This window comes from Bacillus cereus group sp. RP43, from assembly GCF_040459645.1.
In the GTDB taxonomy this organism is placed as follows: Bacteria; Bacillota; Bacilli; order Bacillales; family Bacillaceae_G; genus Bacillus_A; species Bacillus_A mycoides_C.
Genome location: NZ_JARVHQ010000001.1, coordinates 3,432,260 through 3,456,836 on the forward strand (window position 1 = coordinate 3,432,260; position 24,577 = coordinate 3,456,836).

Genomic DNA, 24,577 nt, shown 5'->3' on the forward strand with positions numbered 1-24,577 from the left:
GGTTCTAGGAAATAACTAGAACCTCTTTTTAATTTCATGAATTTTTTTTACCTAACCGAGACCACATCACAACAGGAATTAGCAATAATGCTAACAAGCCTCCCGCTAATGATAATGCCGCATAACTGGAATTAGCTACTACCATTCCTGACATCGCTCCACCTGAAGCTCCGGCTAACGCAATAAAAACATCTATTTTCCCTTGTGTTTTAGCACGTGTAGAAGGAGTTGTGGAGTCAACGATTTGCGCTGTACCACTAATCAATCCGAGATTCCATCCTAATCCAAGTAAAGAAAGAGCAACAATTAATAATATTAAAGAATCACTCGGTGCTATCGCAGCTATGACACCCGCTGCAAGTAAAATCACCCCACCAGCTATACTCATCTTAGTACGGCCAATTTTATCAATTAACATTCCTGTAACAAGTGATGGAAGGTACATTGCACCTACATGAAAACCAATCACGAGACCTACTGCACTTAATCCATGACCGTGGTGTCCCATGTGAACTGGAGTCATCGTCATAATCGCAACCATCACTATTTGAGTAAGTATCATTACGATTGCTCCAACAGTAACACCACGTTTATTTTCTATCATTTCTTCTGTTACTGGTTGCCCTTTATATGTATGTTCTTGTTTATATGTTTCTATTATGTTAGCGATAATTAATGGATCTGGACGAAGCATAACAAAAAGGACAAGACCCGCAAGTATAAATGCCGCTGCTGATAATATGAACGGACCCGCAAGGTTAGGAATTCCAATTGAATCAGCAAAATTCCCCATTACACCTACTAAATTCGGTCCTGCAACCGCACCAAAAGTCGTCATTACCATAGTAATACTAATAGCAGTTGCTCGCTGCTTCTTATCCGCTAAATCGGTACCAGCATAACGAGCTTGTAAATTTGTAGCTGTACCTGAACCATATATGAGTAAAGAGACTAGTAATAGAATAATATTATTTGTTAAAGCAGCCAATACAACTCCAATAGCCCCTAGTCCCCCTACTATAAACCCTGTTGCAAGTCCTATTCGGCGACCATACTTTTGCGATAATTTCCCAACAAAGAAAGCCGCTACCGCAGATCCCATTGTAAACATAGCAGCCGGTAATCCTGCATATGCATCTGTCCCAAGCATTTGCTGTGCAAGTAGTGCACCTACTGTAATTCCAGCGGCTAACCCTGCTCCGCCGAACATTTGTGAAATACTAACTATTATTAACGTTCGTTTATATAATTTTTGTTGCTCTTCTTCTGTATACATATGATTACTTATTGAAGCATCTGCTGTATCTATCATTTCCTCACCCTCTCTATAAAACTAATACCTCTTGTTAATGTACTATAGAACAACAAAATCCCCAAATTTAAAATATTGCAATTTATTTATCCATATAAAGAACCCCACGGTTTATGTTTCACCCATTACCGAGGAGTTCCCAAAATAACTATACTAATTTTTTTGACAGCCAACGTTCCATCTTTAGAACACAATTCATAATTAGCCTATTTCCCTTACAATTCCCCTACTACTCTACTCTTTTCTCCTCTCTTTTGACTGAAAGCCTTCCCTTCCAAAAACAACAAACTCACTAAAGCACAAATTAAAATAAATGGAACACTCGCTTTATATAAATCTGTAAAACTCGTAGCCATTTGATTTTGAGCATAATGATTCACGTCATTTGAAAATACGTGTATTTCTTTCTTTATTTTCTCTTCTTGTTTTTCAACCTCTTTTGTTACTTGACTCGTAACTTCTTCTCTTTTTATTTCTCTATATTCTACTGGAACTCCACTTAATGCTTCATCTACCTTTTGGTGAATTAATTCATCTTTTTTCTCTTTATTTAGCCCTACAAATGTTCCATTTTGTTTCTTTTCTGCATTTGTTTCTATACTTTGCTTCTCTATCTTTTCTTTTGTTACTTGTAATATTTCAGTTTGCTGAGCACTATCCACATGAATATTACGCACTTTTTCTTCTGCATAACGATATACATTCTCTTTATTTACAGATAAGTTGTGTGTTAAGTTAGATACAAATATCGCTACTGCTAATACAATACCTACTTGACGTAACATCGATACGACAGTTTGAGAAGCAGTTAATAATTCTCCTTCAAACGAAGATGCACTTAAAACTGTAATTGGCCCCACTACTAAACCATATCCAACACCTAATATCATACATGGAATAATAATTTCTATATTTGTTGAATTAACGTCAATCATTTGCAACCAATAGTAGGATAGGCCCATAACAAGAAACCCTGACAAAATAATAGTTACTTTTCCAAGCTTTTTAATTAAAGTTGCTGCAACAGGTGAGATAAAAAATATCATCGCTGAAATTGGTGTCACTAGAAAAGCAGCTTCAATTTCCGTTCGGTGCTGTATTTTTGTCAAAAAAGTTGGAAGCAATACAGTAACGCCAATTAAGAATAAATTACTTAATATAACAACGATAGACGCTCCGACAAACATTCGATCTTTAAATAAATTTAAATTCACCATTGGATTATGAATCTTTCGTTCCACTAAAACAAATAGAATAAGAGAAATAGTGCTAATTACATAACAAGACAAAGCAATATTACTTTGCCATCCCCATGTATTACCTTTTACTAGTATGAGAGTAAACGAGAAAATCGCTGAACTACTTAATATGAGCCCAATCCAATCAATTTTTGAGATAATACGTTCTTCATTTTTTATTTGTAGCATGATACTGCATAAAATGATCCCAATAATACAAATTGGAACATTGACGAAGAACACCCATTTCCATCCTAAATTTTGCGTAATAATCCCGCCTATTACTGGACCAAGTGCAGCTGACAACCCCTGTGTTACTCCTAAAATGCCAAGTGCAACATGCCTCTTTGCTAAAGGCATAGCTGATACACCTATTACCATACTCGTTGGAAATAAAATTGCAGCACCAATACTTTGTATAAAACGAGAAAAAATAAGGAAATCGCCTGTATTAGCAAAAGCACAAAGCACTGATCCACCACCAAAAATAATTAAACCGAGAATATACACCTTTGCTTTCCCAAAAATATCAGCTATCCGTCCTAGCGGGATTGCGAGTACTGCAATCGTCATTGTATAAACATTTAATACCCAAGACATCTTCTCTAATGAAGTATTTACACTCGATTGTATTGCTGGTAAAGCTATATTCATAATCGTTGTATCAATCATACAAAGAAAAATACCTAAGCACATTAAAAAGACAATCTTAATACCCTTTGACTGCTCCATGTTAATCTACCCCTTTATTTATTGTGAACGTGTTTTTCATTCTTCCGTTTTATTGTTTTCTTTTGCTTCTAATTGCTGTAACTTCCTCTTCAACATCTCTACTTGTGCACTATATGATGCAATACCTACATCGAGTGAAATTTCTTCAACGAAAGTAATACCTTCTCTCCATTTTTCATATTTCAAACGAAGATCCGCAATGTACGCTTCTTTCCTTTCAATTTCGTCTTCAATCCATTTTTTTATCGCCCTATCATCACTATAATTACCAAAATACATCCTCATTAAAAAATCTGAACGTAAAACGTCTTTCTCTACATCCGTTTGCATGTATTTATAAAACTCTTCACGCCCTTCATCTGTAATAAAGTACATTTTCTTATTCGGTTTCCCTTCTTGCATGACAATTTCTTTTTTAATTTTCCCCTCCTTTTCCAATTGTCGTAACGTTGGATAAATCATTCCAAAGCTTCCATCAAAAAAGTAAGTAAATACATCCTCAAACACAATTTTAATGTCATAACCAGACAATTCTTTTTCCATTAATAAACCTAAAACAACATCTCTTCCCTTCAAAATAAGACCCCCACACAGCATATAATCAATAATCATATTAACAATGTTAATATGATTATTGATTATATACCTTATTCTGTAAATTGTAAAATGTTTCTAAATAAAAAAACCATCCTGTAATTCGGTTTCCCAAAGTTACAGGATGGTTCTTCTTTATATTTCATATGTAAACTTTGTACTATTTTCTAACTACATCTTGATTAGTTTCAACGTCCTCTGTCTTACCTTCTTTTATTTCATAATAATAAGAAGGTAATTCTATACCATGCTCTAAGAAGTAATCCTCAATTAATGAAATAATCACTTTCAATGTTTTCAAACGAGCGTATAATTTATCATTACTCGCAATAATATTCCATTTAGCATTCGGCTTATTTGTTTCTTCAAACATATCTTCCATTGCTTCGACATACTCATCCCATTTTTCACGATTACGCCAGTCTTCATCTGTAATTTTCCATCTTTTAAGAGGATTATTCTCTCTTTCTTTAAATCGTTTCAACTGTTCTTCTTTACTAATGTGATAGAAAAACTTTCCTATTATGTAATGATCATCTGTTAATAGCTTCTCGAAATCATTAATTTCACCATACGCCCTCGTCCACTCTTCTTTTGTGGCGAACCCTTCAACACGTTCAACTAATACACGCCCATACCATGAACGGTCGAATATAGTAATTTGCCCGTACTGAGGAAGTTTCCGCCAAAAACGTTGCAAATAATGATACCGTTTTTCATGAGGAGCAGGTGCGCCAATTGGATTTACTTGGAATCCACGCGGATCAAGATGTTCAGTCACCCGCTTAATCGCTCCGCCTTTACCTGCTGCATCCCAACCTTCCATAACAAGCATAACAGCTATTTTTTCTTCTTTTAAAATTTGCTGTAGTGCCAATAAGCGCATTTGATATTTTTCGAGTTTCTTATTGTACTTAGATTTTGATTCAATTCTTTTCGTTAAATCTACTTTAGCAAGATGCTCTTTTTCCATCAAACGAATCCCACTTGTTATATGACAATGTTATTTTAACATATTTATTGGGAATTTTTTCATATTAATACACCTTTTGATTCATACTTCAAATGAAGAACAGAAGTGATAAATCACATCTGCAAATATTTTATAGCAACATCATCAAAGAACATATATTCCTATTAACTATTCAAATAAAAACAACCAATCATCTTCTACATGAACAAAATGATGGTTGTTTCAATTGAATAAAACGCCTTACATGTTAATTCTTTTCGATAATTACCTTCTAAATTATATATTCATTGACTTTACCTCACATCGATTCAACGCTACATAACACGCTCCATATACACCGGCATCATTATGTAATGATGCTAAAGTGATGTTCGTCTTATTTTGATAAATGTTCATTACTTTGTCGTGGAACCTTTCCTGAATTTCTCTCAAAAATAGTTCACCTTGTTCTGTAATACCTCCCCCTATAATAATTAATTCGGGGTTGAACATGTGGGTAATATTCACTAAACCAGTAACAACATACTGCAAAAACTGCTCATATACATTTTTCGCCAACTGCTCTCCTATATATATACGTTCTATAATTTCTTCACCTGTAATTGTACCTATCTCTATTCCTTGTATTTTGGATGCTTCTTTATATTGACGAATCAGCGCAGAAGTCGATGCATACCTCTCGTAACACCCTGCTCCACCACAACCACATTTTTCTCCATTATGAACAATTATCATATGGCCAAGCTCTCCGGCTAGCCCTTTTGCTCCCTGAAGCATTTGGCCATTTGTAATAATCCCACTACCAATCCCGGTTCCAAGTGTTATTAAAACAATATGTTCTTTACCTCTCCCCGCTCCTTTCCACATTTCACCGAGACAAGCTGAACGAACATCATTTTCAACAGTTGCCACGTACCCTGTCTCACTATAAATGTAATCTGATATTTTTGTACCAGTATATCCCGGAATATTAGCAGAAAACATAACTTCTCCTTTTATATTATCGATAATCCCACATGATGATATACCAACAGAATGAATTGTATAACTCTTTTCAAACTCATGTATTACTTCACAAATGCGATGCAAAATTTCTTTCTTTTGATTTTGTACTGGTGTGTTTATTTTTCCTTGTTCATATACTATTCCTTGTTCATCAATCATTGCATATTTTATAAAAGTTCCTCCAATATCAAAACAAGCAATGCGCTTCCCCATATTTCTCCCCTCCCTACTTTTACACAATTGTAATTTCATTATAGAATTTCTCTACAGTTTTAGGCTGTATATAACCTGTTGCTTGCTCAGCTGCATTCGCCATTCCACACGCCACTGATAATCGAAGTGCATCCTTTACCTCATACCCCTTTGCGAGTGCAAATGTTATTCCTGCTACCATTGCATCTCCTGAGCCAACAGCATTGATAGAGTTTATTTCTGAAATAATTGCCCTAATGCTTTCAACTTTCGTGATAAGTATCGCTCCTTCTCTTCCAAGTGACAGAAGAACATACTGCACGCCTCCCTCGCACATTTTAGTTGCTTCCGCAATCATTTCTTCCTGTGATACATGCTTCTTTTGAAGCAACTGGCAAATTTCTTGCCTGTTTGGCTTAATTAAGAATGGCTTTCCTTGTATGCCATGAAATAATGGCTCTCCACTTGTATCTAATATAAATTTCTTACCATTTTCAGCAGCTTTTTGTGCCAACTGTTTATAAAATGATTTTGGGATACCCTTAGGTAAACTTCCCGATGCAACAATAAACTCAAAATCTTTTACTATTCTTTCATATTTTTTTATAAAAAGAGCTATTTCATCCTCCGAAATAGCTGGGCCCACTTCTAATATTTCAGTAGCCGAAGCAGAATTTTTTGTTACTAACGCTAAACAATTGCGAGTTTCTTCTTTAATGGAAACAAACTCATCTATAATTGATAGCTCTTTCAATTCTCCTCTTATGAACTCACCATTTCTACCACCAAGTAAACCAATACCTGTTACCTCTTCTCCTAGCAAACGAAGTACTCTCGATACATTAATTCCTTTTCCACCCGCAGTTTTTTCATAGTCCTTCGTGCGATGCACTTTGTGTGGTTTTAATTCTCCTAATTCATATCGCATATCAACAGATGGATTCAATGTAATTGTCGCAATCATAAAAATATCCCCTTACACACGATTCAAACTTTTGCACATCTTTATTTTATCCGCAACAACCTGTTTCATCGCCAGAATTGCATCTGAAAAATATTTACGCGGGTCATTTTCTTCTGGATGAGTATGTAAATAATGACGTAATGCTGTTACAAATGCAATTTTTAATTCTGTTGCGATATTCACTTTACAAATTCCTAAGCGAATTGTTTCTTGGACTAGTCTGTCCGATAATCCAGATGCTCCATGTAGTACAAGCGGAATATCAACTTGCTTCCGAATATTTGTTAATCTTTGTAAATCTAATTTTGGTTCCCCTTTATATAGCCCATGTGCCGTCCCAATTGCAACTGCCAGTGAATCAATGTTGGTACGTTCTACAAATTCTTTCGCTTGATAAGGATCTGTATAAATTGAGTTTTCTACTATTATATCTTCTTCTATTCCTGATAATTGTCCTAACTCAGCTTCTACTGTTGCTCCATATTGTTTTGCATACACTACAACTTCCTGAACAATCTGAATATTCACCTCAAACGGATGATGTGATGCATCGATCATAATAGAACGAACTCCTAAATCGATACAATTTTTAATATCTTTTATATCTTCATGATGATCCAAATGTAGGCTGATTGGTATATCATATCGCTTCCTTGCTGCTTCAATCATATACAAAAGATATTCTTTTCCCATATATTTTATCGTACCTGGTGTAGCAGCAATAATAACAGGTGACCTAAGTTCTACTGCGGTTTCAATTACCGCTTTTAAAGTTTCTAAATTATGAATATTAAAAGCAGGAACCGCATAGCCATGTTCTTGTGCATTTCTCAGTATAAATTGAGTTGAAACAAGCATATTCTCAAATCCTTTCTTTTTTCTTTTTATATTTCATTTCTCCCCCGACAACTGTCCCTATAAGGTTTAAATCCTCTGTTAATACAAGAAAATCAGCTCTTTTCCCTGGTGCAATACTTCCAATTTCATTGTCAACTCCAATACTTTTAGCCGGAATTAGCGAACCCATATGGACACTTTCCCATAACGATGCATTTGTCCATTTCTCCATATTCTTCACACCATCAATAAATCGAAGCGTGCTTCCAGCTAAAGATCCCGCCTCTGTTCGGGCAATTCCTTCTTTTACATGGACAACAAATTCCCCTAAATTATATGTGCCATCCCCTAATAAGCCTGCTCGCATACAGTCACTAACTAAACAAGTTTTATCATACCCTTTACATTTATATAAAATATTCACTACACTTGGATGGACATGATGTCCATCTGGAATGATTTCACCATACACGCCCTCAGTAGAAAGTACTGCTCCAACAACGCCAGGTTCACGATGATGTAACCCCTTCATTCCATTAAACGTGTGCACAAAGATTGTCGCTCCTGCTCGAATTGCTTCCTGGCATACTTCATAGTTCGCATCTGTATGACCAATTGCCACGCGAATATTATTTTTTACCGCTTGCTGTATAAAGGCGATGGCACCTTCTCTTTCTGGTGCCATTGCAATTTTTCTAACTGTTCCTTCTGATTCAGCAATCCACTCTTCTAGCAACTCAATCGTTGGGTTAATAAAATATTTTGGATTTTGCGCACCTTTATAGGCTTCAGTAAAACAAGGCCCTTCCAGAAAAGCTCCAATAATAGTTGCTCCTGCAACTCCCTTTCTTTTTGCATGAGCTATATTTTGTAAAGCCTTTGTCGTATTTTCTAAAGAATCAGTTATTGTTGTAGGCAAAAAACTCGTAATACCATTTTCCAATAACTGAATAGAAATATTGTTTAACGATTCATATGTACAATCCATTACATCGTGTCCCGCTAAACCATGAATATGTGTATCAACAAATCCCGGAGCAATAATACTCCCTTCAAAATCCATTACCATTGCTCCGTCTACTATTTCTTCAACATGTTTTAGAAAGTAGCCATTTACAATATGTAAATATCCACTTTCACGTACCCCCTCTTCGAGTAAATACATTGATGCTTTGACGTAATAATTCATACATTTCTATTCCTTTCCTTTATAAGGATGTACGGTTACACCTTGAACGACACGATTTACACTTCCGCTCGGGCAAGGATTATCTGGAGTAATGCCTAATGCAATAGATTTATATAATGCTAAAATTTGACCATATAATATATAAATAAACGTTATATATACATCATCCTTCAAATCGTTTCCGTCATTGCATAAAAATGTATTGCAATACTGCCTTGCTTCCTGGCTATCTTGATGCGCAATGACAATAATATCGTTTCTATCTTTCTCCTGATAAATTTCTCGTAATAAATCAATATCATACTTTTTTGTATACTCATCATTAGATAAAAACAATACAACAGCTGTATCTTCATCTAAAATTGATTTTGGGCCATGTCTAAACCCAAGCGGCGTGTCAAACATAACGGGAATGCGGCCAGCCGTTAACTCTAAAAATTTTAGTGCAGCCTCCCTAGAAAGGCCTTCGAATACGCCTGATCCTAAAAATACAATTTTATGAAATTCTTTTTCTGCAATTTGCTTCATTTCCCGTTCTTGCTTTTCGATTACCTTCTTTCCTAGCTGAACAATATCCGTAATGCTAGATTGTAAAAGAGGGATTTCATTATAGTTACATAATAAAAGTGCTGTTAACATCATAGAGGTAAAACTGCCTGTCATCGCAAACCCTCGATCATTTGCCTCCTTTGGCATATACATTACGAAAGCATTCTCTTTATGTTGAAATTGTTTCGCTAAATTCCCTTCTTCATTACAAGTTAAAATAATATGGTAAACGGAATGAATCATTTGTTCTGCTAGCTCCACTGCCGCTACACTTTCTGGACTATTACCAGAGCGAGCAAACGATACTAAAATTGTTGGGATATTTGGTTGTAAATAATAATAAGGACTTGAAACGATATTTGTTGTTGGAATGCTTTCAATCTGCATTTTCTTTACATCTACTATTCTTTTTATATATGGAACGAGTGTATCTCCAACAAAAGCTGATGTTCCAGCCCCAGTAAAAATAATTCGTACTTGCTCATGCCTTCTTGAAATATGGGAAAAAAACGCTGTAATTTCATGATGATTACTTTGAACATTCGAATATACTTGTTCCCAAAGATCTGGCTGCTGTGCAATCTCTTTCGCTGTAAAACATGCTCCATATGTTTCTCTTACTTCATCATTTGCATGTAATAACATTTGAGACCCCCCTTAATATTAGTTCACATCTTATCACGTCATCATTACCAGTTGAATTACAATAAGTATAATTATACTTATTGTAATTCAACTGTGTAAGTAAATTTATCTCCTCTTGCAATTGTCTGTGTGTATTCGATTATATTTTCTTTCGCATATGCAATCCGTTCTAGTGATAAAGATGGTTCATTCTTTTCAACTTGTAGCCATGTTGCATGCTCTTTTTCTGCTGCAATCGCTTTGAAACTTTCCACCGCGCGCGTGATATGGACTTGATATTTTGTACGGAAAATCTCGTACATTGGTGTTTCTTCTAACTCTTTCTTCGTTAAATATGGAAAGAACTTTACAGGAATATAAGATGTCTCAAATAGCATTGGTTCTTTATCAGCTAACCTTAGTCTAGTAATTTGATACACCTCTTCTTCAAAATCAAGATTCATAATTTTCGCTATTTTTTTATCGCAATGAATAATGGAAAATGATACAACGGTTGATGACGGAACTTTTCCAAACTTTTTCATTTCTTCTGTGAAACTATAAAAGCGAACAAGACTTTGATTAAATACACGAGGTGAGACAAAACTACCTTTACCATGTTTTTTATAAATATATCCTTCTTTTTCTAATTCCTGCATCGTCTGTCTCACTGTTGTTCTACTTACATCATGAATCTCACATAACTCCCGTTCTGATGGAAGCTTATCATGTTCTTGTAAATTCCCAGTTTCAATTTGCTCTACAATAATATCCATTAATTGATAATATAATGGTGTTCGATTATCTTTTACAATCATGTTTTACTCCCTCATCTATAAAGTTGTTATAACCAGTTTATGGCTATTATATCGAATGAAAATAGGAATTACCATCACTTTCTCACATAGGAAGATAAGCTTATTCCATCGGTTAAAATTCATTTCAATTGTATGTTTAATTTGTCCCTTTATATGCACTCTTCTCACTTCGCTGGATTCATCACTTCTTTTAACCCTGTCACATATTGCTTAAGAGATACCGTTTCACCCGTTATTCTTGATCTTTCAGCGGCAAAAGCAATCAAATGACTATTTGCCGAAGTCATTGCTGACGTTAAACTTTCAGTTTTATTGCTTTTTACTTTTTCGATAAAATCAGTCATAATTGCATTATCTGCTCCCATATGTCCACCTTCAATTGTATCTGGATAAACCGTTTCAACCTCACCAGAAAAATATTTGACCTTCAATTCATTTAGTACATCATGACCATGAATTTCACCATGTGTGCCCATAATTTTAAACGTACGGCAACACTCTTTCGTAAATGCAGACATTGTAAAAGCAACTGTTACATCATTATCAAACAGCAAATTTACAACTTGATGATCCACAACATCATTGTCACAATGGTACACGCAACGCCCATAAGGTCCTTTTTTTAGTGCCTCCAGTCTATTTTCAATGCTTGTATCAATAGAAACTACATTCGCTGGCCATTCATCTCTCTCATGTAAATACCACTTTAAAGCAGAATATTGGCAACTTCCCTCAACTTCACAACCATCTGTACAACGTAACGTCGAACCCTTAGGTGCATGTTCGGATTTAAAATGAGTCAAACTTCCAAAAGATGAAACCTTTTCACATTCTGCACCAATAAGCCATTGTAGCACATCCATATCATGACAACATTTTTGTAAAATCATCGAACTAGATTCAGACTTATTACGCCAATTCCCTCTTACAAAGCTATGTGCTTGATGCCAATGACCGACATTTTCATTCCATTGAATCGAAACAATCTCCCCTATCTTCTTTTGATCAACAATTTCTTTTAAAGTCCGATAGAATGGTGCATACCTTAATACGTGACATACTGTTAATAACACATTATATCTCGTTGCAGCCTCCGCAATTTCCAAAGCCTCTACAGGACTTGGTGACATTGGTTTTTCTAATAAAATTTTGTATCCCTTCTCAATTGCTTGCATAACAGGTTTATAATGAAACCGATCGGGCGAACAAATAAGCAATACATCACAAAGCTTTTCTTTCGCTAATAACTCTTCCCATGTTTCAAATTGCATATTTTCCGAAACGCTATGCATTTCAGAGAATTTTCGTCTTTTTGCATTATCTAATTCTGCAACTGCAACAAAAGTTATCTCTGTTGGATGTTCTAACGCGTAAGAAGCATAAGCGTACATCCCACGACTTCCTGCCCCAATTAAGGCCGCTGTAATCATAAATATCCTCTCCTATTCTAATATTCTTATTTTCCACCTGTAATTGTGATTCCTTCAATAAATTGTTTTTGTAAAAATATAAACAATAACAACATTGGTAAAATCGCTAAAAATGATCCTGCCATTAGCACCGGATAGTTTGTTGCATATTGTCCTTGTAGTGAAGATAAACCAACTGACAATGTCATCATATCTGGTGAATTATTTACAATCATCGGCCACATTAATTCATTCCAAGACCAAAGTGTTGTAAATATACCAAGCGCAATTAAACCTGGTTTTGCAAGAGGCAGCATAACATGCCAATATATTTGGAAATGATTGCAGCCATCTAGTCTTGCTGCTTCTTCTAGTTCCTTTGGAATCCCCATAAAAAACTGACGTAATAAAAAGGTGCCGAATGCACTAAATAACCCAGGTACAATTACTGCTTGTAATGTATTCAACCAATCCAGTTTTACCATAATTAAATATTGCGGGAGTAAAAATACTTGAGCTGGAACCATTAGGACAGAAAGAGTTAGTAAAAACAATATATTTCTACCTGGAAATTGTATTCTAGCAAAAGCATAAGCTGCTAATGAGCATAAAAATAACTGACCGACCGTTCTAGCTATTGTAACGATTAAAGTGTTCATCATAAATTTTAAAAATGGTAATAAGTTGAATATTTCCGTATAGTTACTCCACATAAATTGAGACGGGATAATTACTGGTGGAACTTGAACGGATTCTGCATATGTCTTTAGAGACGTTAATATCATCCAAATAAAAGGACCAATGGTTAATAAAGCACCTATGATAAGCATTGCATGAATCATAATCGTATTTTTATTGACTCCACCTACTCTTTTATTCATCATAATGCACCCACTTTTTCTGTAATATCATTTGAATCGCTGTAATGATTAATATAATAATTAATAATACAACTGCTATGGCTGCAGAATATCCTTTTTCATTTAAAATAAAGGCATTTTGATAAAATAAATAAACAATAGATTGTGTATTTTCAATTACATTACTTGTTCTACCAATCATCATAAAGATGAGATCGAATACTTGAAATGCTCCAATTAAAGACATAATCGTTACAAAGAAAATAACTGGTGTTAAAAGTGGCAATGTAATCTTAAAGAAAATTGTAAGCGGCCGGGCGCCATCCATAATTGCTGCTTCGTAGTATGTTTTAGGGATGTTTTGGAGACCTGATAGAAAAATAACCATGTTATATCCTATTCCACCCCAAATCGCAACTATAATAATTGAATATAAGGCAATGCTAGGATTGGTAAGCCAATTGGGACCATCAATTCCAAACCATGATAATATGTAATTGAGTAACCCATAGTCAGAATTATAGAGCCATTTCCACACCATCGCGATCGCAGCTGGCATTGTAATAACAGGTAAAAAATATAATGTTCTATAAAGGGATTTCCCTTTAATGTTTTGGTTTAATAGTACCGCTAATATGATGGATAAAAATATACTAATTGGAACAGTAAGTACGATATAAATAAATGTATTTTGAAATGCCTTTCCTAAATCTTCATCAGTAAACATCTTTTTATAGTTTTCTAATCCAATCCATTCATAGCTACCAAACGCATCCCACGCTGTAAAACTAAAATAAATATTTTGCAAAATTGGCCACATATAAAAAATGAATAACCCTAACATAGTTGGGGCAATCATGATATATGCCCATATATAATCTAATTTCTTTTTCTTTTTATATTTTTTTTGTATATGTGTGTGTTTTTGATCCACTACCTTTATTGATAGATCCTCCATCTCTTCACTCCTCCCATAATTTTTGATTTAAAGCAAGGAGAGGATCCCTCTCCTTATTTTTTAGAAAGAATTTCATTTGCTTTCTCTGTTAATTCTTTTGTTGCTTCTTCAACATTCACCTCTCCTCCCCATACTCTTTTTAATATTTTGGTTTCCTGCTCCCATAAAGCCCCTGTATTTTTCACACTTGGTAATGGGTAAGAATAGTCGACTCCAGTGATATATGCTTGTAAATTCAAGTTTGGAACGGATTTAACCCATGCTTCTTGTGTTCCATTAAAAGCTGGAATGACTGTTCCAGTTTCTGCAAACACATCTGCGGCCTCTTTAGAACCTAAATATTTCACAAATTCCCAAGCTGCATCTGGATATTTTGTTTTAGCTGAGATAACATTTGCTAGACCATGAATCATAACAGCTCTTTCTTTCCCTTTTGGCATAACAGCAATATTTAAATCAGGATTTTTCTTATATTCTGGTACCATCCATGGCCCATCAAAAATCATCGCTACTTTACCTGATAAAAACAAATCAGATGCTGTTGTCTCTGTCATTTGAGCAAATGTTGGTGATAATCCTTCTTTAATAAAACTAATATTATAATTAAGTGCGTCAATTGCTTCTGATTTATTAAATCCAGCTGTTTTTTTATCTTTAGTAAGAACATACCCTTTGTTTTGGTAAATAAGATCATAATAGCCACCTTGATTCCCCATTGCTGCTGCAAATCCCCAAACACCTTTCTCCTTTTTCGTCAATTTCTTTGCTGCTTCTTTCATTTTCTCCCAATCCCATGAATCATCTGGATAAGCTATTCCAGCTTCATCAAATAATTTTTTGTTGTACCAAAGTGCCGTTGTATCAAAATCTTTTGGAATACCATATGTTTTATCCTCCACTGTATATAAATCAACTAAAGATTTCGGATAATTATCTAGTTTATACTTATCCTTTTTCGCTTTATCATCCAAAGGCATCAATACTTTTCCTGAAGCATATTTCACGACATTTGGTCCATTCATCCAAAATACATCTGGCAATGCATTTCCTGTTGCTGCTGTTTCAAGCTTCTGAAAATACTGCCCATACGCTGTTAATTCTATTTTCACTTTAATATTCGGATGTTTTTCATTAAACTGTTGAACCACTTTCTCCACTGCTGGTAGTTGTTTCTTATCCCAAAGTGCATACCGTAATTCTACTTTTTCCTCTTTAGATGACGTGTTAACTTTTTCGCCACTATTAGAACATCCTACTACTGCCAATAGCAATGCTGACAAAAAGAAAACAAACCACTTTTTCATCCCATTCCCTCCTCTATAAACACTCATCTATATAACAAAAAACAAAATCTTTACTTACGTTTCTTGTAACTCACTGATGATAAATTAAACTAATAAAAGCAACTTTACAAAAAATCTGGAGAACCTTGTTAATAAAACGTTTACAAACGTAATTTTATTCATCTATAAAGACAATGCTCTTCTCTCCCTTCTCTATCAATTTAAGTAGACTTATGTCATTACCAGTTGAAGGAATAAACTATCATTGATATATTATTTATACATATACCAATTCGATCACGACATGATGTTGTCATTACCAGTTGTTATGAAGTATAACACCATCACTTTTTCCTCTGCAATATATTTTCTGAATTTTTTAAATTTATTATTAATTATATTCTATTTAATTTTATATGCCGCTAACATAAGTAGAAATATTTTTCTAATCCATTACCTCTATAAAATTTGTTATTAATAAATAATATAAAAATAAGGAGTGTTTATATGATTCAACAATTAAAAAGATATTACGATAAAGATATAAAAATTAATGAAGCAATACTTTCTGAAGATTATAGTTGGTTTTTAATTGACGGGAATAGAGTGGGAATTCGTAAATCTCGCTTACACCAAAGGGAGTGTCAACTACTTTCCTCCCTCTTAACTCCCCTCTATACTGACACATGTTTTGAAACAGAAAAAGAAAAGTATTGGCACGAAGCGTTATATCAAAGTAAAGATATTCAAGTAACATCCGTGCGCTTTTTACACTTCTTCACAACGCATCCTATAGTGGAACGCGAAGAATTTCATAATGCTTTACAGTCGATACTTGATTTTGATACTCCTACAATATGGGAAACTTCACAAACTGGGGTCCTCATCTTAGCAGAGAATATATCTGAATATAGATTGCAAACAGCCCTTGATACGCTAGAAACAGATTTTTTTATATCCTTATCCTTTTTTGTCGGCAGACACTACACCCAAACAAATCAAATTTCTCACCTGTATCAATGGGAGCGAAATTTATTTTCTTTTCTTTCTCCCTATTTATCAAAGAAAATTACATACATTGAACAACTCCTTCCTTACCAATTAATGATCTCATTACCAAAAGAAAAAAGGGAAAAATATACACACCATTTATTAGCACAGGTTTCCAGTGATAAAGAACTAATAGAGAGTGTTAAAGTATTCTTCCAATGTAATTTAAATGTATCACTTGCTGCCAAACAATTATATTTGCATCGAAATACCTTACAGTATCGAATTGATAAATTTATTGAAAAAACAGGATTGAATATAAAAACATTTGAAGGTGCTGTGGCTGTTTATATGGCCTTTCTTTCTTTGAACATCTCGTAATTTTGCATAAAAAAAATAGTATTTTTTGTGCAACTTGCCAATTCATCTTGCAAATAAAAAGACTTATAATTCAATCAATTATAAAAATAGGGGTGATTCATAATGGCCGAACTCGTATTAGATCATATTTTCAAATTGTATGACAATAAAACAACTGCTGTTTCTGATTTCAATTTACATATTCAAGATAAAGAGTTTATTGTATTTGTTGGTCCTTCTGGTTGTGGAAAATCAACTACCTTACGTATGATTGCAGGTTTAGAAGACATTTCTGATGGCTCATTTTATATTGATGGAAAACTTATGAATGATATCGCTCCAAAAGATCGTGACATTGCTATGGTATTTCAAAATTACGCACTATATCCACATATGTCTGTTTATGATAATATGGCGTTTGGTTTAAAACTGCGAAAACTACCAAAAGATGAAATCAATCGTCGTGTAACAGAGGCGGCAAAGATATTAGGACTGGAAGATTATTTAAAACGAAAACCAAAGGCATTGTCAGGTGGGCAGCGGCAGCGTGTTGCATTAGGAAGAGCTATCGTTCGTGACGCAAAAGTGTTTTTAATGGACGAGCCTCTATCCAATTTAGATGCTAAATTACGTGTAAGTATGCGTTCAGAAATTTCTAAACTTCACCGCCGTTTAAACACAACTACTATATATGTAACACATGACCAAACAGAAGCAATGACAATGGCATCACGCCTTGTTGTTATGAAAGATGGTATCATTCAACAAGTTGGTACCCCAAAAGAAGTATATGATACTCCTGAAAATGTTTTTGTTGGCGGATTCATTGGTTCTCCAGCCATGAATTTTTTTATCGGAACATTGAAAGATAACTATTTTCATATAGAAAACATTCGTTTTAAGGTACCTGAAGGACAATTAAAAAAATTACAGAACAAGGGATATAGTGAGAAAACACTTATACTTGGTATTCGCCCAGAAGACATTCACGATGAACCAATTGTCCTTCAATCTTTTCCTGACTCGACTTTCGAAATTACAGTTGAAGTAGCTGAGTTATTAGGTGCTGAGACTATGCTACATGGAAAACTTGCAAATCAAAGTTTTGTTGCACGAATCAACGCTCGATCAGAACTGAAAGCTGGCGATAAGCTTTCAGTAGCCTTTAGTCTAACAAAAGCACATTTTTTTGATATTGATACAGAACAACGTATACGTAACAACTAAATATGTCTAATTGGCCGTTCCCAGCTTAGTTGGGCATGCGAAAAAGCTGTGCAGAAAAATCTCTACACAGCTTCTTTCTCTAATTCCCCTTTATATAAATACTATTTATCATCACTTTAATAGTATTTATCCATTGACACATCCTCTTTACTTTTTAACATTCTGTTGTTGAGTTGAAACGTTTCTAATAATTTTTTCCCCTTCCTCTGTTGAATGCAAAATAAAAATACATAGTATTGCAACAAAATAGCACATACATGGAGAGGCAAGTATGATACAGCTTCAAACATTCATCATTGCCTCGTTCTTGGCGTGTGGGTCATGCTTGTAGAGGCTCCATGTCAAACTAATATTGCTCTGTACTTTTATTTTGCAAAAAAACACACTCTCTACTTATCATCTATTTATTGCCTTCTACTTTTAAAAAAAGTTCATTTTCCTTTTGAAATATTGTTTTTCAACAAAAAAGCTAATCTTTCAAATAAATTAAGAAAGATTAGCTTTATCCCCCCCACTTTTCATGTACAATCCGTAAGCTGACATACATGACTCCAATCATTAAAATATAAGGTATATTATCTTAAAAAGTCCAAATAATAACAAATAAATCCATTAAAGAATGGGAGCTCTCAAAAAATGAAACGCAAAATAATAACTCTCTTTACGCTTATATGCTTAGCACTACCAATGCAAGCTAGTGCATACACATTTCAATCACTACCAATTGCGTCAAAGTCTAAACAGTGGTATATCGAAATTGACAAATCTCATAACTCAAACAAGCAAGCAGTGCAGCCAAAACAAGGTGTATATGATACGTATAGTTTACTCTTAAAAAATATTGGTAATGATGTATCAAATGTATCCGTAGAAATACTTGATAACACACCTACATCTAAAACAACTTTTAGTCCTACTACATTAAATAACAACGTTTCAAAAAGTCATACAAGCTTTGATTACATGGTGTTCCCATTAGACTTTAATAGCCATAATTTTAAAGTCGTCATTACTTGGGAAGAAAAGAATTTCTCTTACAACGGCCATCCAGTAAATGAGGGTAAAAAAATGAAGCAAACATTTGTGTTTAATGAAGAGTAAGCCCTAATTTGATTAGGGCTTACTCTTCATTTACAAAACCAGATTGAATTGCTTCTGTCACTTCTTTTGCAATATCTATTTTTGTAGCGGCTACACAGATTTTTTTGTCCCAAATATGTACGGAAGGCTCTTCATTAGACAAATGCTTAATTAAGATGAATCGATTATATGTCATTTTATTTTCTATAGGAGTAGCAATATACACCGTGAAATTCCTTGCTTCAAATACCTTTTCTCCCAAAACGTATTTACATCCCAACTCATGTACTAGTAAATCATGTAGGTTTTCTATATTCATATACCACATCCCCCTTTTAGCCTACATAATCAATCGAACCGCCGAATACTTGGTACAGACAATGCCATTCCAATTGTTATGATTACTAAAATAGCTAGCATTATAATTGTTATCTTTCCACCTATTACAGTAGCTAACCAGCCTACAACCACATACCCTAATGGCAATAAAGCAAATGAACCTAACATATCAAGACTTGCCACTCTCCCAAATGCTTCTTCTGGTACAAGCTCTTGTAAACTTGTTTCCCAAATGAGCCCAAATATCATAATACCGAATCCTTCAATTGCCATTAATCCAATTAAGGCAGGTGCCCAAGAAACGAAAGGCATAATTAATAGCGCCATTCCACTTATTAAAACACCACCATACGCAAGTAATCCTCTCTTTTGCCACTGCTGCCTCCCACCAAAAATTAGTGCTGCGATTACAGCTCCAGCACCAGAAGAAGCCATCCCCAATCCATATACGTAAGCTTCAAAATGATGATGAACATTAAACAACCATGGAATCAATACAACGATTACGCCAGCATAACAAATATTAACGAAAGAAAAGACTAGAATGGTAATCCACAGCCATGGATGACTTTTTAGAACAAGAATCCCTTCCATAAAATCTTTTTTGTAATCGACTTTATTTCTTTCAAACTTCTGTACTTTATTAAACTTTATTTCTCTTAAAAATAATAAACATAAAAATGATAGCAAATACGTTACTGCATCCAGTCCAAACCCTATTCCAGCAGATGCAACTGAAACGATCAATCCTCCAAGAGCCGGTCCAATTAGTCGTATACCTTGATTACTCATTTGCGTTAATGCATTAGCTGCATTTCGAATTTCCGGTACAAATACTTTTGCTCTTACAGCTGAATACGCCGGCTGAAATATCCCTTCCATAAGTCCATATAATGCCACGAGTACATATAATAGCGTAATCGTTAACAAATCCATAAATATAAGTGTTGCAAGTAATAGCATTAATATGCAGCGGATTATATCTGTAAATAACATCAATTTCACCCGGTCAATTCGATCCACGACTAATCCAGCAAACGGTAACGCTAGAATATTAGGAAGCATGTACATTGCCATAGTCATTCCCATTACAACTGTTGAACCAGTTAATGAATACACAACGACTGGCAGAATAACCATCGTTATCGAACTACCTAAAGTCGAAAGTAATTGCCCAATCCATAAAAACTTAAAGTGTGGTGACACTTTAACTGGCAATAATAATTTACCGACATAACCTAAATTTTTCTCTGTTGGTATTTCTCCTTGCATATCTCTCTCCTCTTTTCAAATTAAGTTAATACCTAAGGTTAAACACAGAAAATTCAATCTTTATTACCTTTAATTATATATGAAACTGTTAAATTATTGGTAAAAATATAAGAAAGAACATCATAATGAATCTACAAATATTACATGTTGAATATAAATAAAAAAGGTGTTTTCATATATGAAAACACCTTTCCACTTTATAATTTTAAGTTCTTCTTCAATGTCCAATATTTTTCTTGAGCATTTTCAAGTGAGAATTCTACCCAGCCATTTGGATCTTCACGATATACATTTACTTTTGTACCATTTTCTAATTTTCCAACTTCATTTTGTGTAACGTTTGGTACACTCTTAATTGGATTGTTAAACGGGAATGGAACTTGATAGTAAGATCCTACAGTTTGAACAGTAGCTTTCGCATCTTTTGCATAATCTTTATATGGAATTGTTTCGCCTAATGCCTCTACATTTAATGTATTAGGGTTTTTCGGTAATCGTTTTACATTTTGATAATCTTTGTTATTGAAAGGCTTAATACGCTCCATAATATTAGCAATTTTGCCAGCCCATTCTTTATCAGTTGAATACATTACATTCATCGCAGGTAATGTGTAACCTTTGAAATACTTAGCACCTTGTTCTAAGTAATTCTTTCTCACATAATCAGCATTGTATGAAATACTTAATCCATAAGATGGTAAATATTTTGCATGTGCGAATGGGTCCCAATCATACGCTCGTAGTCCAAATAAATTATGTTTGCGATATGCAATTTCTGATTTCCCGTATCCAGACTCTAAGATTGCATGTGCTGCTAAATATAAAGAGTTCACGCCATACTCGTTTTGCGCTTTAATAAAGTCTTGTCCAACTCCAACAAGCGGACTATCGGGATGATATCTTTTAATATAATTATCAATCTCTTGAGCTGTTACATTAGAAGGTAATGTTACATCTAAATCGATATATGATGCCATGGCATTAAATAAAAATTGTGCATATTCTTCACGTGTTAAAACACTATTTGGATTAAATGCACCTGCTCCATTACCTGCAGCAACGCCGTTAGACTCTAATGCACTAATCGCATCATTTGCCCAATGCTTTTTCGGAACATCATTAAATGTATGATCAGCTATTACTTTTAGTTTAAAGGCTTTCTGTAAAATTACAGCCATTTCAGCACGAGTTAAAGATTCTTTCGGTCTAAATGTTCCTTTACCATCACCTACGAAAATCCCCATATCTGTTAAAGCTAAAATTTCTTTTTGGAACATTGTTGTCCCTTCGCTAAGATCAGAGTATGGATTTTTATATTCGCTTTTTGCTTCTGGTTTTAATGCACGATATATTAATGCGGCTACTTGCTCACGATTTACAACATCCCCGAATCCAAACTTACCATTATCATATCCTGCAATAATTTCTTTTGACGTTAAATTAGTAATTGCTTTATACGACCAATGATCTTTCGGAACGTCTGGGAATTCCTTTTCAGCTGCAAATGAAGTTGCCGGAGCCATCACTACTTGAAGTGCGACTGTCACTGCTAACACATTAGAAATAACTTTTTTCATATTTTTTTAACACGTTATGTATATGCTTGTCCCGTGTTAACTTGCCTCCCTTTTCAATAAAATTTTCCCTATTAAACTAACAAACTCTTAATTCAATTAATTAGTCAACAGTAAAAGTATACGTGATAAAAATAAACTAATCTACCATTATTTTATTTATAATCAGCATAATACGATATATCTTTTTATTTCGATACAAAATTATATAAGCTCATATAAAAAGCCCATCTCTATATAAACGATGGGCTTAGCAAACGATGTTTTTTTATTTAGCTAAACGATACTTTGAAACATTGAAACCCTTCCACTCATAATAATCTAAAATACCAGCATAAACTGCCTCTGCAGCAATTTGTCTTCCTGATTCCGAAGCCAGCTTCTCATAATCTGCACTATTATCTAAAAATGCTAGTTCAGTTAATACCGCAGGCATTTCATTTTCTCTTATTACATAAAAGTCTTCTGGTTTCACACCACGATCTCTTGTATCTAGAGCTTTAACTAGTCGTTTTTGTATTTTCTCTGCTAACATACGACTATCTTTTTCACGTTCAGTTAATTCTTTCGTTTCAGATCCTTTATAATAAAAAGTCTCCGTTCCATATCCATCATGATTTTTAGAAGCATTCGCATGAATACTTACAAAAACATCGGCATTATGTTCTTTCGCGAACTCTACACGTTTTTTAAGGTCCTCAGTTTGCTTGTCACTAAAACTACTATCTGTTTCACGTGTTAACAACACATGGAATGGAGTATTTTTCTCTAGTAAACTTTGTAATCTTTTAGATGTATCTAATACAATATCACTTTCATGTAATCCTTGTGTTGCCTTCCCAGGATCTGTTCCTCCGTGACCAGGATCAATAATAATCACTTTTCCTTCTAACGCATCTGGAATTTTAAGAGAATCTGATTTTGCAATAAATTGCGCTGCTTCTGCTTTCGTTACAGTTTTATTAGGCAGCCAAGCTGTACTAGTTACACCTTGTGAAATATCCAATTCTACTAAAATGTTCGCTTTATCTTTTCCCCAACTAGGATTTAAATCTGCAAATTTTGTTGGTAATGGCTGTTTTACTTTCGCATCTAATTTATATGCTTCAACAAGCATCGATGCCATTGAAACTCGGTCAATTTTCCCATTTGGATCAAATACGCCTGGGCCTTTCCCTTTAACAACACCAGCTTTTTCTACAGCTGCGATGTATGGGGTATACCATCCGTTTTGAGAGTCACCGAAAGATGGTTTAGCATCTTTATCGAATGGTAAGTTTAAGATTTTAGCCATCATTGTAGCCGCTTCTGCACGAGTGATCTCTTTTCCAGGCTCGAACATTCCTTTCTCGTTACCTGTAACTGCGCCTTTTTCTGCTAAGTAGTTAATAGAATCTTCTGCCCAGTTCCCTGCTGGGACATCTGGAAACGTTTTTGTTTGTGCGAAACTACTAGATGAATAAGATAATATACTAGCTGCTATTACTCCTGCTGCGATTATTCTATTTTTCATAGAATATATTCCCCTCTCAAATACAAATAATTTTATATAACAGAATAATTATAGTTCTGAAAATTAGTAATAGTCAATCGTAATTTGTATATTTTTGTATTATTATTGTATTTTTTGGAACAAAAAACTATAGTTAAATTATTAAATACTTATTTTATAAGAGGGAGATTCGTATGTGTACGAATTGGAAAAGTATCGAACACCGCATTTATACAATGTGTATGATTCAGCGTAATAACGAAGTATTACTAATACAACGGCCCGATCATCTAGGTTTCCCTGGTTACATCGCTCCTGGCGGCAAAGTAGATTTTCCAGAAAGTATCGTTCAAGCTGCTATACGAGAAGTAAAAGAAGAAACTGGATTACTTGTTTCAAATTTAACTTTTAAGGGATTAGATGAATACGTAAATCCGAAAGAAAATGTTCGATATATGGTATTTAACTATTGGACAGATTCATTTGAAGGTGAACTCCTTTTGAATCCTCCTGAAGGCGAATTATTATGGGTGCCAATTGATACAGCACTCAATCTTCCTATGCAAGATTGGTTTAAAGAGAGATTCCCATTATTTTTTGAAAAAGGTACGTTTGAAATTCAACGTGTTTGGGACCGAGACTTGGATAAACAAGTTGCTATGACAATTACCCATACGTAAAAAAGCTTGGAATCTCTCCAAGCTTT

General features: G+C 34.4%; 22 protein-coding genes. 4 read left to right on the forward strand and 18 right to left on the reverse strand.

What is annotated here, in order from left to right:
- Positions 1 to 34 precede the first annotated feature (34 nt).
- The 14 genes from QCI75_RS17910 to QCI75_RS17975 all read right to left on the reverse strand — a co-directional run bounded on the left by QCI75_RS17910 (position 35) and on the right by QCI75_RS17975 (position 15,558).
- Positions 35 to 1,312, reverse strand: coding sequence for an MFS transporter (locus QCI75_RS17910; protein ID WP_353760940.1), 1,278 nt, complete (start codon positions 1,310 to 1,312; stop codon positions 35 to 37).
- A gap of 215 nt (positions 1,313 to 1,527) precedes the next feature.
- Entirely contained in the window at positions 1,528 to 3,282 is a 1,755-nt protein-coding gene (locus tag QCI75_RS17915) for an MFS transporter (RefSeq protein ID WP_002012178.1), read from the reverse strand.
- Between the two features lie 36 nt (positions 3,283 to 3,318).
- Positions 3,319 to 3,858 (reverse strand): PadR family transcriptional regulator, encoded by a 540-nt coding sequence (locus QCI75_RS17920; RefSeq protein WP_002086322.1) that lies wholly within the window; start codon positions 3,856 to 3,858, stop codon positions 3,319 to 3,321.
- 178 nt (positions 3,859 to 4,036) lie between these two features.
- Positions 4,037 to 4,849 carry a polyphosphate kinase 2 family protein gene (locus QCI75_RS17925; RefSeq protein ID WP_002012180.1) on the reverse strand — a complete coding sequence of 271 codons (813 nt, stop codon included), beginning with the start codon at positions 4,847 to 4,849 and terminating at the stop codon, positions 4,037 to 4,039.
- Positions 4,850 to 5,125: 276 nt separating this feature from the next.
- Complete coding sequence (locus QCI75_RS17930) at positions 5,126 to 6,067, reverse strand: ROK family protein (RefSeq protein WP_002012181.1); 942 nt, start codon at positions 6,065 to 6,067, stop codon at positions 5,126 to 5,128.
- A 19-nt stretch (positions 6,068 to 6,086) separates the two neighbouring features.
- Positions 6,087 to 7,010, reverse strand: a complete 924-nt coding sequence (gene pfkB, locus QCI75_RS17935; RefSeq protein WP_144505887.1) for a 1-phosphofructokinase — start codon at positions 7,008 to 7,010, stop codon at positions 6,087 to 6,089.
- 12 nt (positions 7,011 to 7,022) lie between these two features.
- A complete protein-coding gene (locus QCI75_RS17940; RefSeq protein WP_353760941.1) occupies positions 7,023 to 7,868 on the reverse strand; it encodes a tagatose-bisphosphate aldolase subunit GatY in 846 nt (281 codons plus the stop codon).
- A gap of 4 nt (positions 7,869 to 7,872) precedes the next feature.
- Positions 7,873 to 9,036, reverse strand: coding sequence for an N-acetylglucosamine-6-phosphate deacetylase (gene nagA, locus QCI75_RS17945; protein WP_353760942.1), 1,164 nt, complete (start codon positions 9,034 to 9,036; stop codon positions 7,873 to 7,875).
- Positions 9,037 to 9,042: 6 nt separating this feature from the next.
- Complete coding sequence (locus QCI75_RS17950) at positions 9,043 to 10,230, reverse strand: SIS domain-containing protein (RefSeq protein ID WP_353760943.1); 1,188 nt, start codon at positions 10,228 to 10,230, stop codon at positions 9,043 to 9,045.
- 77 nt (positions 10,231 to 10,307) lie between these two features.
- Positions 10,308 to 11,027, reverse strand: a complete 720-nt coding sequence (locus tag QCI75_RS17955; RefSeq protein WP_002012191.1) for a GntR family transcriptional regulator — start codon at positions 11,025 to 11,027, stop codon at positions 10,308 to 10,310.
- A gap of 164 nt (positions 11,028 to 11,191) precedes the next feature.
- Entirely contained in the window at positions 11,192 to 12,457 is a 1,266-nt protein-coding gene (locus QCI75_RS17960; RefSeq protein WP_002012193.1) for a Gfo/Idh/MocA family protein, read from the reverse strand.
- A 26-nt stretch (positions 12,458 to 12,483) separates the two neighbouring features.
- Positions 12,484 to 13,317: a carbohydrate ABC transporter permease gene (locus QCI75_RS17965; RefSeq protein ID WP_144505892.1), complete on the reverse strand. Its 834-nt coding sequence runs from the start codon at positions 13,315 to 13,317 to the stop codon at positions 12,484 to 12,486.
- Entirely contained in the window at positions 13,310 to 14,254 is a 945-nt protein-coding gene (locus tag QCI75_RS17970) for a carbohydrate ABC transporter permease (protein ID WP_144505884.1), read from the reverse strand. The genes QCI75_RS17965 and QCI75_RS17970 overlap by 8 nt, the downstream gene beginning before the upstream one ends.
- Before the next feature lie 53 nt (positions 14,255 to 14,307).
- Positions 14,308 to 15,558 carry an ABC transporter substrate-binding protein gene (locus tag QCI75_RS17975; protein ID WP_353760944.1) on the reverse strand — a complete coding sequence of 417 codons (1,251 nt, stop codon included), beginning with the start codon at positions 15,556 to 15,558 and terminating at the stop codon, positions 14,308 to 14,310.
- 486 nt (positions 15,559 to 16,044) lie between these two features.
- Between QCI75_RS17975 and QCI75_RS17980 the strand changes: the two genes are divergently transcribed.
- From QCI75_RS17980 to QCI75_RS17990, 3 genes are all read left to right on the forward strand, one after another.
- Positions 16,045 to 16,908: a PucR family transcriptional regulator gene (locus tag QCI75_RS17980; RefSeq protein WP_002012198.1), complete on the forward strand. Its 864-nt coding sequence runs from the start codon at positions 16,045 to 16,047 to the stop codon at positions 16,906 to 16,908.
- Positions 16,909 to 17,010: 102 nt separating this feature from the next.
- Entirely contained in the window at positions 17,011 to 18,114 is a 1,104-nt protein-coding gene (locus QCI75_RS17985) for an ABC transporter ATP-binding protein (protein ID WP_353760945.1), read from the forward strand.
- A 636-nt stretch (positions 18,115 to 18,750) separates the two neighbouring features.
- Positions 18,751 to 19,215, forward strand: a complete 465-nt coding sequence (locus QCI75_RS17990; RefSeq protein ID WP_144505881.1) for a hypothetical protein — start codon at positions 18,751 to 18,753, stop codon at positions 19,213 to 19,215.
- A gap of 19 nt (positions 19,216 to 19,234) precedes the next feature.
- Here the strand turns inward: QCI75_RS17990 and QCI75_RS17995 are convergent, their stop codons facing one another.
- From QCI75_RS17995 to QCI75_RS18010, 4 genes are all read right to left on the reverse strand, one after another.
- Complete coding sequence (locus tag QCI75_RS17995; RefSeq protein WP_144505880.1) at positions 19,235 to 19,513, reverse strand: hypothetical protein; 279 nt, start codon at positions 19,511 to 19,513, stop codon at positions 19,235 to 19,237.
- Positions 19,514 to 19,542: 29 nt separating this feature from the next.
- Positions 19,543 to 20,805 (reverse strand): MFS transporter, encoded by a 1,263-nt coding sequence (locus QCI75_RS18000; RefSeq protein ID WP_144505879.1) that lies wholly within the window; start codon positions 20,803 to 20,805, stop codon positions 19,543 to 19,545.
- A gap of 197 nt (positions 20,806 to 21,002) precedes the next feature.
- Complete coding sequence (locus QCI75_RS18005; protein WP_353760946.1) at positions 21,003 to 22,382, reverse strand: S-layer homology domain-containing protein; 1,380 nt, start codon at positions 22,380 to 22,382, stop codon at positions 21,003 to 21,005.
- Positions 22,383 to 22,647: 265 nt separating this feature from the next.
- Positions 22,648 to 23,892, reverse strand: coding sequence for an N-acetylmuramoyl-L-alanine amidase (locus tag QCI75_RS18010; RefSeq protein WP_353760947.1), 1,245 nt, complete (start codon positions 23,890 to 23,892; stop codon positions 22,648 to 22,650).
- A gap of 173 nt (positions 23,893 to 24,065) precedes the next feature.
- On the opposite strand from QCI75_RS18010, the gene QCI75_RS18015 reads away from it, so the two are divergent.
- On the forward strand, positions 24,066 to 24,551 hold the full coding sequence (locus QCI75_RS18015) for an 8-oxo-dGTP diphosphatase (RefSeq protein WP_144505876.1): 486 nt from the start codon (positions 24,066 to 24,068) through the stop codon (positions 24,549 to 24,551).
- Positions 24,552 to 24,577 lie beyond the last annotated feature (26 nt).

Coding starts and splice junctions, on each gene's coding strand:
- QCI75_RS17925 (WP_002012180.1), bottom strand. CDS start 4,849: ATGGAAAAAGAGCATCTTGCTAAAGTAGATTTAACGAAAAGAATTGAA.
- QCI75_RS17995 (WP_144505880.1), bottom strand. CDS start 19,513: ATGAATATAGAAAACCTACATGATTTACTAGTACATGAGTTGGGATGT.
- QCI75_RS17910 (WP_353760940.1), bottom strand. CDS start 1,312: ATGATAGATACAGCAGATGCTTCAATAAGTAATCATATGTATACAGAA.
- QCI75_RS18005 (WP_353760946.1), bottom strand. CDS start 22,382: ATGAAAAAAGTTATTTCTAATGTGTTAGCAGTGACAGTCGCACTTCAA.
- QCI75_RS17980 (WP_002012198.1), top strand. CDS start 16,045: ATGATTCAACAATTAAAAAGATATTACGATAAAGATATAAAAATTAAT.
- QCI75_RS18015 (WP_144505876.1), top strand. CDS start 24,066: ATGTGTACGAATTGGAAAAGTATCGAACACCGCATTTATACAATGTGT.
- pfkB (WP_144505887.1), bottom strand. CDS start 7,010: ATGATTGCGACAATTACATTGAATCCATCTGTTGATATGCGATATGAA.
- QCI75_RS17985 (WP_353760945.1), top strand. CDS start 17,011: ATGGCCGAACTCGTATTAGATCATATTTTCAAATTGTATGACAATAAA.
- QCI75_RS17955 (WP_002012191.1), bottom strand. CDS start 11,027: ATGATTGTAAAAGATAATCGAACACCATTATATTATCAATTAATGGAT.
- QCI75_RS17950 (WP_353760943.1), bottom strand. CDS start 10,230: ATGTTATTACATGCAAATGATGAAGTAAGAGAAACATATGGAGCATGT.
- QCI75_RS17965 (WP_144505892.1), bottom strand. CDS start 13,317: ATGAATAAAAGAGTAGGTGGAGTCAATAAAAATACGATTATGATTCAT.
- QCI75_RS17960 (WP_002012193.1), bottom strand. CDS start 12,457: ATGATTACAGCGGCCTTAATTGGGGCAGGAAGTCGTGGGATGTACGCT.
- nagA (WP_353760942.1), bottom strand. CDS start 9,036: ATGAATTATTACGTCAAAGCATCAATGTATTTACTCGAAGAGGGGGTA.
- QCI75_RS17940 (WP_353760941.1), bottom strand. CDS start 7,868: ATGCTTGTTTCAACTCAATTTATACTGAGAAATGCACAAGAACATGGC.
- QCI75_RS17930 (WP_002012181.1), bottom strand. CDS start 6,067: ATGGGGAAGCGCATTGCTTGTTTTGATATTGGAGGAACTTTTATAAAA.
- QCI75_RS18000 (WP_144505879.1), bottom strand. CDS start 20,805: ATGCAAGGAGAAATACCAACAGAGAAAAATTTAGGTTATGTCGGTAAA.
- QCI75_RS17990 (WP_144505881.1), top strand. CDS start 18,751: ATGAAACGCAAAATAATAACTCTCTTTACGCTTATATGCTTAGCACTA.
- QCI75_RS18010 (WP_353760947.1), bottom strand. CDS start 23,892: ATGAAAAATAGAATAATCGCAGCAGGAGTAATAGCAGCTAGTATATTA.
- QCI75_RS17915 (WP_002012178.1), bottom strand. CDS start 3,282: ATGGAGCAGTCAAAGGGTATTAAGATTGTCTTTTTAATGTGCTTAGGT.
- QCI75_RS17970 (WP_144505884.1), bottom strand. CDS start 14,254: ATGGAGGATCTATCAATAAAGGTAGTGGATCAAAAACACACACATATA.
- QCI75_RS17975 (WP_353760944.1), bottom strand. CDS start 15,558: ATGAAAAAGTGGTTTGTTTTCTTTTTGTCAGCATTGCTATTGGCAGTA.